The 15,603-nt window shown below is 71.6% G+C and carries 17 protein-coding genes; 6 read left to right on the plus strand and 11 right to left on the minus strand.

Annotated features, from left to right (window positions below):
* Position 1: 1 nt before the first annotated feature.
* The 3 genes from HT134_RS44955 to HT134_RS37250 form a co-directional block, all read right to left on the minus strand.
* Positions 2 to 802 carry a hypothetical protein gene (locus HT134_RS44955; protein ID WP_217708821.1) on the minus strand — a complete coding sequence of 267 codons (801 nt, stop codon included), beginning with the start codon at positions 800 to 802 and terminating at the stop codon, positions 2 to 4.
* 224 nt (positions 803 to 1,026) lie between these two features.
* Positions 1,027 to 1,944, minus strand: coding sequence for a class F sortase (locus HT134_RS37245; RefSeq protein ID WP_175605188.1), 918 nt, complete (start codon positions 1,942 to 1,944; stop codon positions 1,027 to 1,029).
* On the minus strand, positions 1,944 to 3,314 hold the full coding sequence (locus HT134_RS37250) for a hypothetical protein (RefSeq protein ID WP_175605189.1): 1,371 nt from the start codon (positions 3,312 to 3,314) through the stop codon (positions 1,944 to 1,946). Before HT134_RS37250 ends, HT134_RS37245 begins: the two co-directional genes overlap by 1 nt.
* 182 nt (positions 3,315 to 3,496) lie before the next feature.
* On the opposite strand from HT134_RS37250, the gene HT134_RS37255 reads away from it, so the two are divergent.
* Both HT134_RS37255 and HT134_RS37260 read left to right on the plus strand, forming a co-directional pair.
* Positions 3,497 to 4,642: an acyl-CoA dehydrogenase family protein gene (locus tag HT134_RS37255; protein WP_175605190.1), complete on the plus strand. Its 1,146-nt coding sequence runs from the start codon at positions 3,497 to 3,499 to the stop codon at positions 4,640 to 4,642.
* A gap of 83 nt (positions 4,643 to 4,725) precedes the next feature.
* Positions 4,726 to 4,887: a hypothetical protein gene (locus HT134_RS37260; protein ID WP_175595499.1), complete on the plus strand. Its 162-nt coding sequence runs from the start codon at positions 4,726 to 4,728 to the stop codon at positions 4,885 to 4,887.
* On the opposite strand, the gene HT134_RS37265 is transcribed toward HT134_RS37260, so the two are convergent.
* Both HT134_RS37265 and HT134_RS37270 read right to left on the minus strand, forming a co-directional pair.
* The gene (locus HT134_RS37265) at positions 4,884 to 5,513 is read right to left on the minus strand and encodes a response regulator transcription factor (RefSeq protein ID WP_175605191.1); all 630 of its coding nucleotides are present in this window, start codon (positions 5,511 to 5,513) and stop codon (positions 4,884 to 4,886) included. The two genes, HT134_RS37260 and HT134_RS37265, sit on opposite strands and share 4 nt — an antisense overlap.
* Positions 5,510 to 6,613 (minus strand): sensor histidine kinase, encoded by a 1,104-nt coding sequence (locus tag HT134_RS37270; protein ID WP_175605192.1) that lies wholly within the window; start codon positions 6,611 to 6,613, stop codon positions 5,510 to 5,512. Before HT134_RS37270 ends, HT134_RS37265 begins: the two co-directional genes overlap by 4 nt.
* 88 nt (positions 6,614 to 6,701) lie before the next feature.
* Here HT134_RS37270 and HT134_RS37275 point away from each other — a divergent pair, with 88 nt between their 5' ends.
* Positions 6,702 to 7,403, plus strand: a complete 702-nt coding sequence (locus tag HT134_RS37275) for an ABC transporter ATP-binding protein (RefSeq protein WP_175605193.1) — start codon at positions 6,702 to 6,704, stop codon at positions 7,401 to 7,403.
* A complete protein-coding gene (locus HT134_RS37280; RefSeq protein ID WP_175605194.1) occupies positions 7,400 to 8,143 on the plus strand; it encodes an ABC transporter permease in 744 nt (247 codons plus the stop codon). The genes HT134_RS37275 and HT134_RS37280 overlap by 4 nt, the downstream gene beginning before the upstream one ends.
* Positions 8,144 to 8,186: 43 nt before the next feature.
* Here HT134_RS37280 and HT134_RS37285 read toward each other — a convergent pair whose 3' ends face one another.
* Positions 8,187 to 8,618, minus strand: coding sequence for a MarR family winged helix-turn-helix transcriptional regulator (locus HT134_RS37285; RefSeq protein WP_175605195.1), 432 nt, complete (start codon positions 8,616 to 8,618; stop codon positions 8,187 to 8,189).
* Positions 8,619 to 8,638: 20 nt separating this feature from the next.
* On the opposite strand from HT134_RS37285, the gene HT134_RS37290 reads away from it, so the two are divergent.
* Entirely contained in the window at positions 8,639 to 9,007 is a 369-nt protein-coding gene (locus HT134_RS37290; RefSeq protein ID WP_175605196.1) for a winged helix DNA-binding protein, read from the plus strand.
* A 28-nt stretch (positions 9,008 to 9,035) separates the two neighbouring features.
* Here the strand turns inward: HT134_RS37290 and HT134_RS37295 are convergent, their stop codons facing one another.
* The 3 genes from HT134_RS37295 to HT134_RS37305 form a co-directional block, all read right to left on the minus strand.
* The gene (locus tag HT134_RS37295; protein WP_175605197.1) at positions 9,036 to 9,827 is read right to left on the minus strand and encodes an alpha/beta fold hydrolase; all 792 of its coding nucleotides are present in this window, start codon (positions 9,825 to 9,827) and stop codon (positions 9,036 to 9,038) included.
* Between the two features lie 17 nt (positions 9,828 to 9,844).
* Complete coding sequence (locus HT134_RS37300) at positions 9,845 to 12,064, minus strand: ATP-binding SpoIIE family protein phosphatase (protein WP_175605198.1); 2,220 nt, start codon at positions 12,062 to 12,064, stop codon at positions 9,845 to 9,847.
* Between the two features lie 123 nt (positions 12,065 to 12,187).
* On the minus strand, positions 12,188 to 12,895 hold the full coding sequence (locus HT134_RS37305) for an iron-dependent transcriptional repressor DtxR (RefSeq protein WP_175605199.1): 708 nt from the start codon (positions 12,893 to 12,895) through the stop codon (positions 12,188 to 12,190).
* 104 nt (positions 12,896 to 12,999) lie between these two features.
* On the opposite strand from HT134_RS37305, the gene HT134_RS37310 reads away from it, so the two are divergent.
* The gene (locus tag HT134_RS37310; protein WP_175605200.1) at positions 13,000 to 13,647 is read left to right on the plus strand and encodes a UdgX family uracil-DNA binding protein; all 648 of its coding nucleotides are present in this window, start codon (positions 13,000 to 13,002) and stop codon (positions 13,645 to 13,647) included.
* Here HT134_RS37310 and HT134_RS37315 read toward each other — a convergent pair.
* Both HT134_RS37315 and pdxH read right to left on the minus strand, forming a co-directional pair.
* Positions 13,622 to 14,860 (minus strand): MFS transporter, encoded by a 1,239-nt coding sequence (locus tag HT134_RS37315; RefSeq protein WP_312888719.1) that lies wholly within the window; start codon positions 14,858 to 14,860, stop codon positions 13,622 to 13,624. The genes HT134_RS37310 and HT134_RS37315 overlap by 26 nt on opposite strands.
* 10 nt (positions 14,861 to 14,870) lie before the next feature.
* Positions 14,871 to 15,524 (minus strand): pyridoxamine 5'-phosphate oxidase, encoded by a 654-nt coding sequence (gene pdxH / locus HT134_RS37320; RefSeq protein WP_175605201.1) that lies wholly within the window; start codon positions 15,522 to 15,524, stop codon positions 14,871 to 14,873.
* Between the last annotated feature and the right edge of the window lie 79 nt (positions 15,525 to 15,603).

Consider the following 15,603-nt stretch of genomic DNA (forward strand, 5'->3'; position numbering starts at 1 on the left):
GTCAGCCCCTGTTGACGCCGCGGCGACGCATCGCCAGCCCCCCGACGCCGGCCGCCAGGATCAGCGCGGAACCGACCAGCACGAACATCCGCCCGTCGGGCCCCATCTCACCACCGGCACCGGTGTTGGCACCGGCCTTGGGGGTCTTGGACGAGCGCTTCGTGGGGGTCTCCACCACGGTGACGTAGCTGGTCTTGGTCTTCTTGGGGGTCGGGGTCGTCTTGGTGGGGGTCGGCGTGGGGGTGGTCGGGGTGCTGCTGGGGGTCGAGGTGGAGGTCGACGTCGAGGTCGAGGTGCTGGTCGGGGTGCCGGTGCCGACGACGAAGGCCAGAGTGGGGCCGCCGCCCGCGCTCTGAGGCGCGCAGTTGTACCACGTGGTGTTGTTGACCTTCAGCGCGAACCCGTCGCCCTTGATGGCGACCGTGCCCGTCGCCGTCGGTGTCACCACGATCTTCATGTTGGGAAGCTGCGGCGTCGCGCCCGGGGTGATCACGCTGTAGGGCGTGACCGCGCCAGAGGCCACGACGGGCAAGGAGGTGATCGGCGTGCCGCTCGGCGTCACCGTGGCCTCGGCGGCGAGGGTGGCCTGGGCGCTGATCGTGGCCGGCGCGGTGAGTGCTCCGGTGGTGGGCTGCACGATCTGCCAGTTGACCGTCACCGTCGCATGTGGCGTGGCCGCCGCCGGCGTCACCAGCTCCATGCTGAAGGGAACCGTCATGGTGGGCGCGGGCGATGGGACCCCGGCCCCGGTGGCCGGCGTGCAGACGTAGGGGCGCTCCACAGGGGTCGCCAGTGCCGCCACAGCCGGGACGACACCGAAGATACCTGCACCTGCTGCGGCTAAGGCGGATGTCTTGAGGGCGAGGCGGCGGCGCCGCGCCTTGGACGTCAGCACTGTCCTTCTCCGTTTCGGCACAGGTTCAACAGGCGTACCAGACTGGCAGCCATTGGTCACGGTTAGGTTGAGATCTTACGAATTGTGCCTGTAAATCTCCTGTAAACCGGGAAACCCGCGCAAATGCGGCGCTACCCCTTCTTCTTGGACAAGGTCGCGTAAACGATGACGTTGTCCGTGTAGGAGTGGGCGGTCTTGTTGAAGACGCCCCCGCAGGTGATCAGCCTGAGCTGCGCGTTCGCGGTGTTGCCGTACACCCGGCTGGTGGGGAACGAGGTCTTGCCGACCTGCTCGATCCCGCTGACCGTGAACTTGGTCACCTTCTTGTCCGACCGGTACACGTAGATCGCGTCGCCCTTGGCCAGCTCCCGCAGGCGGTAGAAGACGGCGGCGCCCTTGCGGGTGCTCACGTGGCCGTTGATCACCGAGGGCCCCAGCTCGCCGGGCACGGGCGAGAAGCGGTACCAGCCCGCCTGGTTGGGCTTGGACAGCGGCGGCGTGGTCAGGTTCCCCTTGGAGTCCACCGTGACCGAGCCGATCAGCGCGTTGACCTTGATCTTGGGGATCTTGATGCGGGTCGGCGCGGGCTTCTTCTTCGTCGTGGTCTTCGCGGGCGGGATCGCCGCCACGACCGGGGCCGCGGCCGGGGGCGGCGGCGCGTCGAGACGGGCGGGGGTCAGGGGCACGTCCTTGCCGCCCGGGCCGACCGTCGGCGACAGGACGAACGCGCCCATGTTCTGGATCTGCACCGTGCTCGGCTCGCCCTGCGCGACCACGCCCGGCACGGGGGCGGAGCCGTCGTCCACGGCGGGGGCCAGGGACAGCAGTCCGGCCATGATGGCGCCCACGCCGCCCAGGGAGCCGGCGACCAGCAGCCCCGGCATCGCCTTGTCGAGCGCCGCCTTACGCGCCCGCGCGCGCTCGTGCGCCTGCCCGGCCGCCGGCGCGTGCGCCTGTCCGGGCGGCAACGCGTTCGGCTGCCCGGCTGTCAGTGCGTTCGGCTGCTCGGGCGTCGGCTCGTTCGGCTGCCCAGTCGTGTGCTCGCTCATCAGCGGCCTCCTCCGGCGTGCGCGGCCTGCCGTCTGCGCAGCAGCAGCCCGCCCGTGGCGCTCCCCATCAGCAGCAGCGAACCGCCGGCGATCAGCCCGTACGAGGAACTCGTGGGCTCCGGCGCCTCACCCGTGTCCACCCCGCCCTTGGGGGTCTTGGCCACCTGGGCCTTCACGTACCTGGTGGTGGTCGCCTTGGGCGACCGGGTCGGCGTCACCGTCGCCGTGGCCGTCGCGGTCCGCACACCTCCGGTGACCACGCTGACGTGGGACGAGCCGGGGGTGTGGGAGTAGGGCGAGGAGTTGTTCGGGTTCGGCGTGGTGGCCGTTGACGTCGGGGTGCCCCCGGTGCCGGTCGGCGTGGGGGTCGTCACGGTAGGAGTGGGAGTCGTCGGCGTGCTGGTCGGGGTGGCGCCTGGCACGACGACGTCGATGGCGCCGGGGTCTCCCACGATCTCGCAGTGCGCCTCCTTGTAGGGCGGCGGCACCTCACTGTCACCCGTGGTCACCCGGAAGGCGTCAAGGTACGCCTTCTTGGCCTCCATATTGACGATTTTGATGGTGTGCTCGCCATACGTCTGCACCGGCGAGGTCCAGAGCACCTCTTTGGACTTGGTCCCGGTCATCGGCGTGCCGTTGGTGTCCTTGCCCGGCTCGACCAGCGGGTCGGTCACGGCCTTCCCGTCAAAGAACACCTGCACCGGCCCGAGGTCCCGCTCGCGTCTGCCGATGTAGGCGACCTGGGTACCGGTGAAGGTGAGTTCGGCGGAGGCGCCCTGCTGTCCGGTCTCACTCACGTCATAGAGGTGGTCGCCGAACTCCTGCTCAGTGTGGTGTGACCACCAGGGGCCGTCATACTTGATGGCCTTGTTGGAGTCGTTGACCATGACCTCGCCCTTGGCGGGCTTGAACCTCACGGTCAGAGCGCCCGGCTTCACTCGGATCTTTCCGGGACGCTGGATCGAGCCCGCATCGGACAGCCCTTCGGGGAGCTCCAAGAAGGAGCCGGGCACCAACTCGGGCTGCTCCTTGGATCCGGTGGGCTGTAGCTGACCTTTCCAGGCTCCGCTGATGTCCACCACGCCTTCGAGGTCGAGCGTGGAGCCCTTGGCGAAGAAGCCCGGAGATCCGAACCTTCTGTTCTCCTCCAGGTAGCTCAGCGACCAGCCGACGTCCAGCATGCCGCCGGCCGCGATCCGGGGTGTGACCCTCGCCTCGACCTTGACTCCGGCTCCCGCGATGCCGTCACGGCATTGATAGGTGACGACCAGCGACGCCTCGGCCTGCCCAGGGTGGGATGCCGCCACGAAGGCGGCGGACGCGGCCATGCCGACCGTTGCGCCGATCAACGCCTTGCGCCACCGATTCACGGACACTCCCGACACACATCGACCGAAGGTAGATCTTAAGGCGATTCCACTTTCAATCAGCCGATGTTCGGCACTTGTGATGAAGCCGTGTCCACTCCACAAAGCAGGCGCTCAGCCGGGGTATACCTCGGGGTAACAGAATCGTATTCTGGCGTCCGTACCGCCCGCCCTGGAGGAGACCGATGGAGCGAGACCTCTTCGAGGAGGAGCACCTGCTCTTCCGCGAGACCGTGCGCGAGTTCATGGCCCGGGAGGTGGTCCCGCACCACGCCCGCTGGGAGCAGGACGGCATCGTCCCGCGCGAGGTCTGGAAGAAGGCCGGCGAGATCGGGATGTTCGGCTTCTCGGTCCCCGAGGAGTACGGCGGCGCCGGCGTCACCGACTTCCGCTACAACACCGTGATCGTCGAGGAGATCATGCGCCACGGCGCCACCGGTCTCGGGTTCTCCCTGCACAACGACGTCATGGCCCCGTACATGGTGGAGCTGACCGACGACGCGCAGCGGCAGCGGTGGCTGCCGGGGTTCGCGAGCGGCGAGCTGATCACGGCGATCGCGATGACCGAGCCCGGCGCGGGCAGCGACCTGCAGGGCGTGCGCGCCACCGCCGTCCGCGAGGGCGACCACTACGTGCTCAACGGGCAGAAGACGTTCATCACGAACGGCGTCAACGCCGACCTGGTCGTGGTCGTGGCCAAGACCGACCCGGACGCCGGGGCGCGGGGCATCACGCTGCTGGTCGTGGAGCGCGGGATGGAGGGGTTCGGCCGGGGCCGGAACCTCGACAAGATCGGCATGAAGGCGCAGGACACCGCCGAGCTGTTCTTCGAGAACGTGCGCGTGCCCGTGGCCAACCGGCTCGGCCCCGCCGAGGGACAGGGGTTCTTCCAGCTCATGCGCAACCTGCCGCAGGAGCGCATGTCGATCGCGGTGGGCGCGGTGGCGGCGGCCGAGACCGTGCTGGAGCAGACCGTGGAGTACTGCCGCGGCCGGCAGGCGTTCGGCCGCAGCATCGGCTCGTTCCAGAACACCAGGTTCGTCCTGGCGGAGCTGGCCACCGAGACGGAGATCGCCCGGCACTACGTCGACAAGTGCGTCCTCGCGCTCAACGCGGGGCGGCTGAGCGCGGTGGACGCGGCCAAGGCCAAGTGGTGGACCACCGAGCTGCAGACCAAGGTCATCGACCGCTGCCTCCAGCTCCACGGCGGCTACGGCTACATGATGGAGTACCCCGTGGCCAAGGCGTGGGTGGACAGTCGCGTGCAGACGATCTACGGCGGCACCACCGAGATCATGAAGGAGATCATCGGCCGCTCGTTCGGCTTCTGACGGGCCAACGGCCCCTGCGGCTTTTCGCGCGGACCCGGCATGGCCGCGCGCGCCGGGCTTTCCGGCGGCGCATACTGGGCAGCATGGACGGCGGCCTGATCCTCCTGGTGTTCCTCGCGTTGCTGTTCGCCTGGGGCCTGAACCGTGTGCGGCGCGCGCTGCGCCTGGGCGCCGTCGGCTACGCCGGAATCATGATCGTCTTCGTGATCGTCATGCTGCTGCTCTGGGGCCAGACCTTCCGCTAGCCCTGGACGAGACCCGCCTCGTAGGCGGCGATGACCAGATGGACCCGGGTCCGGGCGCCGAGCTTCAGCAGCAGGCTGCTGACGTGCGTCTTGACCGTGCTCAGCGTGACGTACAGGGTCTGCGCGATCTCCGCGTTGGACAGGCCGCGCGCCACCAGGACCAGCACCTCCCGCTCGCGTTCGGTGATGTCCAGGCGACGGGCCGGCCGGCTCACGTAACGCTCGATCAGCCGCCGCGTGGCGCCGGGTCCGAGCAGGGAGTCCCCGGACGCGACGGCCCGCACGCTTCGGATCAGCTCGGCCGGCGGGGTGTCCTTGAGCAGGAAGCCCGTGGCGCCGGCCCGGAGCGCTCCGTAGACGTACTCGTCCAGGTCGAAGGTGGTCACGATGAGCACGCGCGCCCGCGGATCCGCGGCGCAGATGCGGCGCGTGGCCTCGATGCCATCCAGCTCGGGCATCCGCACGTCCATCAGCACCAGGTCGGGCGGTTCGCTCGCGGCGACGGCGACCGCCTGCGCGCCCGTCGCGGCCTCGCCGTACACCTGGAACCCCGGCACGCTGTCGATCAGCCGGCGGAAGCTCGCCCTGATGAGCGGCTGGTCGTCGGCCACCAGCACCTTGATCACAGCGGCAGCCTCGCCATCACCCGGAAACCACGCACCGGGCGGACGCCCGCCTCGAACTCGCCGCCGAAGACACGCACGCGCTCGCGCAGCCCCTTCAGCCCGTGGCCGTAGGGCCGCTCCCGCGCGTTCCCGCCGTCGTCGGTGATCTCCACGACCAGTTCCTCCTCCCGCCGTTCGATCAGGACCGTGGCCCGCCGGGCCCCGGCGTGCTTGAGCACGTTGGTCAGCGCTTCCTGCACGATCCGGTAGACCGTGAGCTCCATCTCCCCCCGGACCTCGCCGTCGAGCCGCAACTCCACCTCCAGGCCCGCGGCCCTGGTCCTGGCCAGGAGCTCGTCGAGGTCGCCGAGCCCGGGAGCGGGGGCCAGGTCCGCCGGGCCGTCCTCGCGCAGCACCCCGAGCAGGCGCCTGGTCTCGCGCAACGCCGACCTGCTGGTCTGCTCGATCGAGCCCAGCGCGCGGCTCATCTCCGCGGCGTCGCCGACGTGCCGTTCGACGCCGGCCTGCACGGCGATCGTGCTGAGGCTGTGACCGATGACGTCGTGCAGCTCGCGGGCGATGCGCAGACGTTCCTTCGCCGCCTCGGCACGGGCCCGCTCCTCGGCCTTGGCGGCCAGTTGCTCGGTGTAGAGCCTGCGCTGCCGTACCGCGGTGCCGGTGGTCCAGGCCGCCACGACGATCGCCAGCACCAGCCCGAGCCGGTCGAGGGCCTGGCCCCGCAGCGGGAACTCCACCAGCCCCTGCGTCGTGACCGCCACCGCCACGAGCAGCGCGGGCACCGCCTTGCTCCGGGTGGCCAACGTGTAGAGCACGAGCGGCAGGCCGAACGGGTCCGCCGGCGGGAGGAGGAACTCCCGCATCCCCAGCCCGCCGGCCAGCACGACCACGAACACCGCCCGCGGCCACAGGCGCCTGACCGCGAGAGGCAGGCTGGTGGCCAGGGCCACCGCGTGGTCGAGCGCATCGGGCGGCGCGGGGTTGCGCGAGGCGATGAGCCCCAGGAAGCCGACCGCCAGCAGCAGGGCCACCACGGCGTCGAGGGCCACCCAGGCCCAGCCCGGTATCCGGCTCAGCAGGGGAGGTCGGGGCTGATCAGGCACGTCCTCGACCCTAACCACCGGGGTCGGCGGCGCGTATCGGTCTCAGGACCGATGCGCGGGCCGGCCGCCGCGGCGCATCGTGCTGGGCATGATCGAAGTCATCGGGTTGACCAGACGCTTCGGACGGAGCGCCGCCGTCGACGACCTGTCCTTCACCGTCGCCCCAGGAAAGATCACCGGATTCCTCGGGCCGAACGGCGCGGGCAAGACCACGACCATGCGGATCATCCTCGGACTCGACCGGCCGACCTCCGGACGGGCCACCGTGAACGGCGTGCCGTACCGGACCTTGGCCAGACCCCTCACCCATGTCGGCGCGTTGCTCGACGCGAGCGCCGTGCAGGGCGGACGCCGTGCCGAGCAGCACTTGCGGTGGCTGGCCAGGACCAACGGGATCCCCAGCACGCGCATCGGCGGGCTGCTGGAGCTGGTCGGGCTCGGCGAAGCGGGGCGCCAGCGGGTGGGCGCCTTCTCCCTCGGCATGAAGCAGCGGCTGGGACTGGCCGCCACCCTGCTCGGCGATCCCGAGGCGCTGCTGCTCGACGAGCCGCTCAACGGGCTCGACCCCGAAGGCATCCGGTGGATGCGCGGGCTGCTGAAGTCGCTGGCGGCCGAGGGGCGGACCGTGCTGGTCTCCAGCCATCTCATGCACGAGATGGCCGTCACCGCCGACCACCTGATCGTCATCGGGCGGGGCCGGCTGCTGGCCGACACGGAGATGACGCGGTTCGTGCGCCCCGGCAGGTCGCTGGAGGACACGTTCATGGATGTCATCGGGAGCGCGTCGTGAACGCCGTCGCGGCCGAGTGGATCAAGTTGCGCACGTTGCGTTCGACCTGGTGGGCCCTGGGCGTGGGGGTGCTGACGGCGCTCGCGCTCACCGCGCTCGGCGCCTCCACCGTGATCTCGCGCTGGGCCCCGGGCCGGACGGGCGAGCAGGCCGCGATGGGGATCGTCGTGGCCGACTACGTCGGAGTCGTGCTGGCCCAGCTGCCGCTCGGCATGCTCGGCACCATGTCGATCAGCGGTGAGTACGCCTCCGGCATGATCAACACGACCTTCGTCGCCACGCCGTCGCGCTCACGGGTGCTGCTCGCCAAGGCGGCCGTGCTGGCGGCGATCGCCGTCGCGGCCTCACTGGTCATCGCGATCCCCGGATACCTGTACGGGCACGCGGTCGCCTCACGCTTCGGCCCCACGCTGCCCCCCGCCGGAGCATGGGCGGTGGTCGGCGGCGGCACGCTCATGATCGTGATGACCACGCTGCTCGGGCTCGCGCTCGGCGCGATCTTCCGCAACGGCGTCGTGGCCGTCTGCGTGCTCATGCTGCTCATGGTGCTGGTTCCCTTCGCCGGGCTGATGTTGCCGGGCGGCGAGGTGGTCAACCGGATCCTGCCGGGCTATCCGGCGCTCCAGCTCATCGAGCAGCTGCCGGACATCATGCCGGACGCGGCCGCCTTCGCCGTCCTCGGCGCCTGGGCTGTCGTACCGCTGCTGATCGCGGTCCTCGCCAACGAGCGGGTGTCGTAGCGAGCCGGGTCCCTCGACCGCCGTAGGCCGGCTCCAACCGGCTCTAGCCGCCCGGCAGCGACTCGACGAAGCGGGTGAGCAGCCGCGCGAACTGCGCGCGCTCCTCGCCGGTCCACCCGGCCATGGCCTGGTCGAAGGTCGCGCGCCGGCCCTGGTGGGCCCGCTCGACCGCCTCGCGCCCCGCCTCGGTCATGACCAGCAGCGCCCGGCGGCCGTCGGCCTGGTCGGCCTCGCGCCGTACCAGACCGGCCGACACCGCCGCCGCCACCAGGCGGCTCGCGCGCGGCTGGTCGACCGACAGCGCCTCGGCGACGACCGACACGGTCACCGGCTCGCCCGCCGCCTCCAGCACGTCCAGCACCTCGTGCTCGGGGGCCGGCGCGCCCTGCTGCCGCGCCAGGACGCGCCTGCTCTGCCTGCGTCTGATGGCGACCATGGCGCGTTCGACCGCCGCAAGATTGTTGTCATCGTACATATAGTTGCTATTCTACATTCATGGAGAGAATGATCGGTTACTGGCTCAAGCACCTGGACGAGCTGTTCGAGAACACGCTCACGGCGACCCTGGACGCGGGAGGGGTGACGCGCAGGGAGTGGCAGGTGCTCAACGTGCTCGCCGCCGGCGACGATCCCCGCGCCCAGCTCGCCCCGTTCGCCGGGGTGGACGACGCGCACGAACGCCTGGCCGGCCGCGGATGGGCCGAGGGCGCCGAGCTCACCGAGGAGGGACGGCGCGCGCACGCGGCGCTCGCGGAGCAGGTCGGCCGCATCCGCCGGCGCGCCGCGGAGGGAGTGAGCCGAGAGGAGTACGCGGCCACCATCGACGTGCTGCGCCGCATGGCGGCCAACCTCGAAGCCGCCTGACGGCCCTCCCCCGCGGCCGCCCGACCGGCTATCCCGAAGCCGCCTGACCGCCGCTGCCTTCCAGCAGCACCCTGGCCACCAGCTCGGGGTCGTCGCTCATCGGCAGGTGCCCGCACCCGAGCAGCAGCTTGACCCGCTGCCCCGACCACCGGGCGGCGCGCACGGCCTGGCGGCGCGGCAGCAGACGGTCGTGCTCGCCCCAGGCGATCGTGATCGGCGCCTTGGGCGGCGCGGGCGGCATCATCCCGGCGAACGACTCCAGCGTCTCCTCGAAGCCGGGCGCGGCCGCCATCGCCTGCGCCGCGGCCACCAGCGCCTCCGGCGCCAGCCTGGAGGGACGGGCGACCAGCAGCCCGGCGGTCAGGGCCCGGCCCGCCGGGGTGGCGGCGGCCCGGGCCGCCTGCTCGGGCGGCAGCGCCCCGGCCGACGCGCGCAGGGCGCGCAGCACCGTCCGGGCGTACACGAGCTCCGAGGGCGACCAGAAGCCGGCCGGCGACAGCGCGGTGGCGGTGCGGACCACGCCGCGCGAGGCCAGCTCCAGCGCGATGTAGCCGCCCAGCGAGTTGCCCGCCACGTGCGGCTCCCGCACGCCCAGCAGGTCGCAGAACGCCTCGACCGCGTCGGCCAGCGCCTCCGCGGTGTACGGCGTGCCGGCGGGCAGCGGCGGCGAGACCCCGAACCCGGGCAGGTCGAGCGCGATCACCGTGCGCGAGGCGGCCAGCCGGTCCATGACCGGCAGCCAGCCCTGCCAGTGGTGGCCGATGCCGTGGACGAGGATCAGCGGCGGACCGGCGCCGCGCCGCTCGAAGGCCAACTCCATGCGTAGGAGTGAACCACTCAGCGGCTGCGGGTGGGAATCTCGAACCAGACGGCTTTGCCTTCCCTGGTGGGACGCGAGCCCCAACGCCGGGCGAGCTGGTCGACGAGGTACAGGCCGCGCCCGCCCTCGTCGTTCTCCCCCGCGCTGCGGATGCGCGGCAACCGCAGGTCCTGGTCGAACACCTCGACCCAGACCGCCTCGTCGCCCCGGCGCAGCCGCAGGGTGAACTCCTTCTCGCCCACGACCTCGTCCTCGAAGCCCGGCACGTCCCACGACTCGTCGAACGGCAGCGGCCCGTCCACGGTCAGCTCGCGGCGCGGCACGCTGGCGCTCGCGGCGTGCAGCACCACGTTGGTGACGACCTCCGACACGAGCAGGCAGGCCAGCTCGGCCCGTTCCTCGGGTACGTTCCAGGCGTCGAACGCCTCCGAGGCCATGCGCCGCGCCTCACCGACCATGATCGGCTGAGCGGGGAACGTGCGCTCCTCCACGTCCAGGTCGGCCTGGCTGGAGCGGACCACGAGGATCGCCATGTCGTCGTCGATCTCGCCGGGCACGGCCACCGTGGCGGCGTCGGCCACCCGCTCCACCTCGGCGTCGGCGTACTTGCCGAGCTTCTCGCACAGCACGCCGAGCGTCTCCTCGTCGCTCGGCATCCGGCCGTCGCGGTTGGGACGCCGGTCCACCAGGCCGTCGGTGTAGAGCAGCAGCGCGGCGCCGGGCGGCAGCACGCGGGTCTGCTCCTTGTAGACCAGGTCGGCGTGCAGGCCCTTGGCGCGCACGCCGAGCGGCTGGCCGACCTCCTCGATGTCCATCTCGACGCACTGGCCGTCGACCAGCAGCAGCGGCGGCGCGTGACCGGCGTTGGCGAACGACAGCGTGCGCGACCAGGCGTCGTAGACGAGGTACTGGCAGGTCACGATGGGCGGGACGCTGACGTCGGCGCCGTTGTCGTCCTTCTCGGGAGTGGCGATGATGCGGGTCCACTCGTCGAGCCGGGCGAGGATGTCGGCGGGCGACTTGTCGTCCTGGGCGAAGGCGCGCAGGGCGGCGCGGAGCTGTCCCATGATCGCCGCGGCGCGGGCGCCCCGGCCCTCGACGTCGCCGATGACGATGCCGACCCGGCCGGCCGACAGCGGGATCACGTCGTACCAGTCGCCGCCGACCTGGGTCTGGATGCCCTGGCCGTGGGAGGCGAGCGGCGCCGCCGGATAGTAGCGCACGGCGATCTGCAGGCCGTCGAGCTTCGGCAGCGCCCGCGGCAGCAGGTGCTTCTGGAACGACTCGGCGGTGTGCCGCTCCTCCTCGAACAGCAGCGCGTTGTCGATGGCGAGCGCGACGCGGGTGGCGATGGCGCCGACGAAGTCGCGGTCGAAGGCGTCGTAGTGGGGGCTGCGCCGGTCGGTCAGGTTGGACAGGCCGAGGTACATCTGGCCCAGCGTCTCGCCGCGTACGCACAGCGGCGCCACGATGGCGGAGGTCATGCCGACCTCGCCGCACAGCTTGGCGCTGTCCTCGCTCGGGGCGGGGAAGCTGCTGGAGGAGAAGTCCTCGACGAGGATCGTCTCCTGGCGGCGCATCGCGACCTCGGCGTAGTGGCCGGGCGGGTAGCGGATCTCCGCGCCGACCGGCTTCCAGGTGCCGGGCGGCGGGGTCCAGCCCTGCACGTGCTGCGACACCCGGCGCACCAGGCGGTCGCCCTCCATCAGCTCGATGAAGCAGTGGTCGGCGAACTGCGGGACGAGCATCTCGGCGACCCGCTTGAGCGTCTCCTCGACGTACAGGGAGCCCGCGAGCCGCTCACCGATGCGCTCCAGCAGGCCGAAGCGGTCCTTCTCGCGCTCGTTGCTGCGCAGCGCCTCGCGCGCCGTGATGACGATGCCGGTGACCGAGCCGGAGGAGTGGCGCAGCGGCACGGCCTGGGCGCGGACGTAGACGATCGTGCCGTCGCCGCGCCGCACGTCGAACGTGCCCTCCCAGACGCCGCCCTTGAGCACGTGCTTGGCCAGCTCGATCGCGAGCGGGTGGTCCTTCTCCAGGATGCCGAGGGACAGCACGGAGGTGTCGCTCGCCACGGACTTGCCGGGCCGGCCGAACAGCTTCTCCGCGAAGGGGTTCCAGTAGAGGAGGTTGCTGAAACGGTCGGTCACGACGACCGCCATCTCGGCGTGGTCCAGGACGGACTCCGCGGCGAGGTGGTCGGCCGCGTCCTCGGAGAGATCCCCCCATCGCTTCATCCGGAGACCACTCCTCGGGGAGGCATGTGCGCAAAGCGAACCACGGGCGCTCCTGCAACAGTCTTGACCGGAGGGGAGTGGAGGGCCTCCCTCGAGGGATTCAACCAAGCAGCAGCGCGCGCGTCAGCGCTTGGAGACGAAAACGTGCGCCGCAACGTCGCGCGGTAGTTCCGCGGGAGTGTTGTTCGCGTCACCGTCACCTGTCACCCGTACACCGTCGTCGCTCGCCGCGAGCGTGACCTCGCGTCCGGGTTGTATCCCAACTTGCTTGAGTTTAAGCATCACGGCGGGATCGCTTTGCACTTGTTCGCTAATTCGCCGCACGACGACCGGTACGTCCCGTGGACCGGCGAGCGCCGACATCGAGGTCAGGATGGACAGGCTCGTCTCGTCGGACGGCTCCTTGGCCCCCAGCTCGGCCAGGCCGGGGATGGGGTTGCCGTGCGGGCACGTCGTCGGGTTGTGCAGCAGCGTCACCAGCCGGGCCTCCACGGACTCCGACATCACGTGCTCCCAGCGGCACGCCTCGATGTGCACCTCCTCCCACGGCAGGCCGATCACCTCGGTCAGCAGGCACTCGGCCAGGCGGTGCTTGCGCATCACGCGCGTGGCGAGCGTGCGGCCCAGCTCCGTCATCGACAGGTGCCGGTCGCCCTCGACGCGGACCAGTCCGTCGCGCTCCATGCGGGCCACGGTCTGGCTCACCGTCGGGCCGCTCTGCTGGAGGCGCTCGGCGATGCGCGCCCGGAGCGGGACGATGCCCTCCTCCTCGAGCTCGTAAATCGTCCGGAGATACATCTCCGTGGTGTCGATCAGGCCGTGTGCGGTCAAGGCTCCTCCCAACTGGAATGCTACGCCGGTCACGGCGGGGACTGAGCCCGTCCGCCTCGGGCACACAAGTCAGAGGAAACCTTACTTGCGGACAAGGACCGGCGATGGCAAAGGACGGCAACAACGGGGCGGCCCCGTTCCTTCCCGACCGCCTCGACCTGGACTCTCTGCGCGAGGCGGCGACCCGCTGCGAGGGCTGCGACCTCTACCGCGACGCCACCCAGACCGTCTTCGGCGAAGGACCGGCGTCGGCCCGGTTCATGCTGGTGGGTGAGCAGCCGGGCGACCAGGAGGACCGCAAGGGCGCGCCCTTCGTCGGGCCCGCCGGGCGGATCCTGGACCGGGCGCTGGAGGAGGCCGGCATCGACCGCGACGACGTCTACGTGACGAACGCGGTCAAGCACTTCTCGTTCGTGCTCAGGGGCAAGCGCCGCATCCACCAGAAGCCGACGGCGGCCGAGGTGGACGCCTGCCGGCCGTGGCTGACGGCCGAGCTGGCGCTGGTGGAGCCGGAGGTGGTCGTGGTGCTGGGCGCCACGGCGGCGCGCTCGCTGCTGGGGCCCGCCTTCCGGGTGACGCGGCAGCGGGGGCAGCCCGTGCCGCTGGGCGACGGGGCCGGCGCGCTGGCGGTCGCGACCATCCACCCGTCGGCGGTGCTGCGCGCCCCCGACCGGGACGCGGCCTACGCGGGCCTGCTCGCCGACCTCCTGGTCGCCGCCGGCACCGTCAACGATCGGCGCGGTAGTCCCTGAAGCGGGCGACGGACAGGCCGACGGCCAGCACGGCGGCGGCGCACGCCAGGCCGCCGCCCACCCAGGCGGCCCCCAGCCCGAACGCGACGGCCGTGGCGCCGGCCCGCAGGTCGCCGAGGCGCGGCCCGCCGGCCACGACCACCAGGAAGACGCCCTGCATGCGGCCGCGCATCTCGTCGGGCGCGTGGAGCTGGAGGATGGACTGCCGCCACACGGACGACACGACGTCGGCCGCGCCGCCCACGGCCATGAACGCCACGACGGCCCACAGCTGGTGGACGATCCCGGCCGCGGCGACCGCCAGACCCCACACGGCGATGACGGCGACCAGGGCGATCCCCTGCCGGGTGACCCGGCCGACCCAGCCGGAGAACAGCGCCCCGGCGGCCGAGCCGATCGCCATGGACGCGTTGAGCCAGCCCAGGGCGAGGGGGTCGCCGCCGAACCGCTCGGCCGCCACCTCGGGGAACAGCGCCCGGGGCAGCGCCAGCACCATCGCGATGATGTCCACCACGAACGACATGAGCAGCACCTGGCTGCCGAGGATGAACCGCAGCCCCTCGACCACCGCGCGGGCCCCGGGCCGGCGCACCTCGCCCTGCGGCGGCAGCGGGGGCAGGCGCAGGGCGGCGTACAGGCCGGCGCCGAACAGGACGGCGTCGAGCGCGTAGACGGCCGCGTAGCCGGACCACGCGAGGACCAGGCCGCCGATCATCGGCCCGGCGATGGCGCCGAGGCTGTACACCAGGGAGTTGAGGGCGTTGGCCGCCGGAACCAGCTCGGGGGTGAGGATGCGCGGGATGATCGCGCCCCGGGTGGGCGAGCTGATCGCGAAGCCGGTGGCGTTCAGCGCGACGGCCGCGAGCAGCGCGTAGACGTTGTCCAGGCCGGCGAGCGCCTGGAGCAGGATGAGCAGGGTGCTCGCCCAGGAGATGGCCGAGCCGACGAGCAGGAGGCGGCGCCGGTCCACGGCGTCGGCGACCGCTCCTCCCCACAGGCCGAAGGCGACCAGCGGGACGAAGTTCGCCATGCCCAGCAGGCCCACCCAGAGGGACGAGTGCGTGAGGACGTAGACCTGCTGGCCCACCGCGACGAGGGTCGCGGCGTTGCCCACGTGCGAGACGGACTGGCCGATCCAGATCCGCCGGTACGCGGGCACGCCCAGCGGCCGGGTGTCCAGTAGATGACGTTTAACCAGCTCCCCGATTGCCACTTAAGGCACATTAAGGGGCAAGTCTCTCCAAGACCCACCGAGATCCGGTTCGCCGGTAGCGGAGGCGGTCGTGCATGCGGTCGAGCTGCCCCTGCCAGAACTCCACCTCCAGCGGCACGACCCGGTAGCCGCCCCAGAAGTCGGGCACCGGCGGATCGTCCGGCCAGCGCGCCGCCAGCTCCGCGTAGCGGGCGTCCAGCTCCTCCCGCGAGCGCACCACCGCGCTCTGCCGCGACGCCCACGCGCCGATGCGCGAGCCGTACGGGCGGGAGCGGAAGTAGACCGCCGACTCCTCGTGCGACAGGCGCGTCACCGAGCCCTCGACGCGCACCTGGCGGCGGATCGGGTGCCAGGGGAACAGCAGCGAGGCCCGGGGGTTCTCGGTCAGGTCGCGGCCCTTGCGCGACTCGTAGTTGGTGTAGAAGACGAAGCCCCGCTCGTCGTAGCCCTTGAGCAGGACCGTGCGGGCGCTGGGCCGGCCGCCGGCCGAGGCCGTGGCCAGCACCATGGCGTTCGGTTCGGGCACGCCCGCCTGCAGCGCGTCCTCGAACCAGACGCTGAACTGGGTGATCGGATCGGCGGCGGCCCCGGCTTCGAGCAGCGGCTCGCCCTCGTACGTGCGGCGAAGCCCGGCCAGCGAGGGCGGGCGCGAGGTGGCATCCACGAGACGGTATTCTTGCGCGCTCGGCCGTGGACCCCATAACGAGCCCCCGACCTGGGGCGATGGCGTTTCAACGGGTCCG

Origin of the sequence: Nonomuraea rhodomycinica (assembly GCF_013363995.1) — a bacterium.
GTDB lineage: Bacteria > Actinomycetota > Actinomycetes > Streptosporangiales > Streptosporangiaceae > Nonomuraea > Nonomuraea rhodomycinica.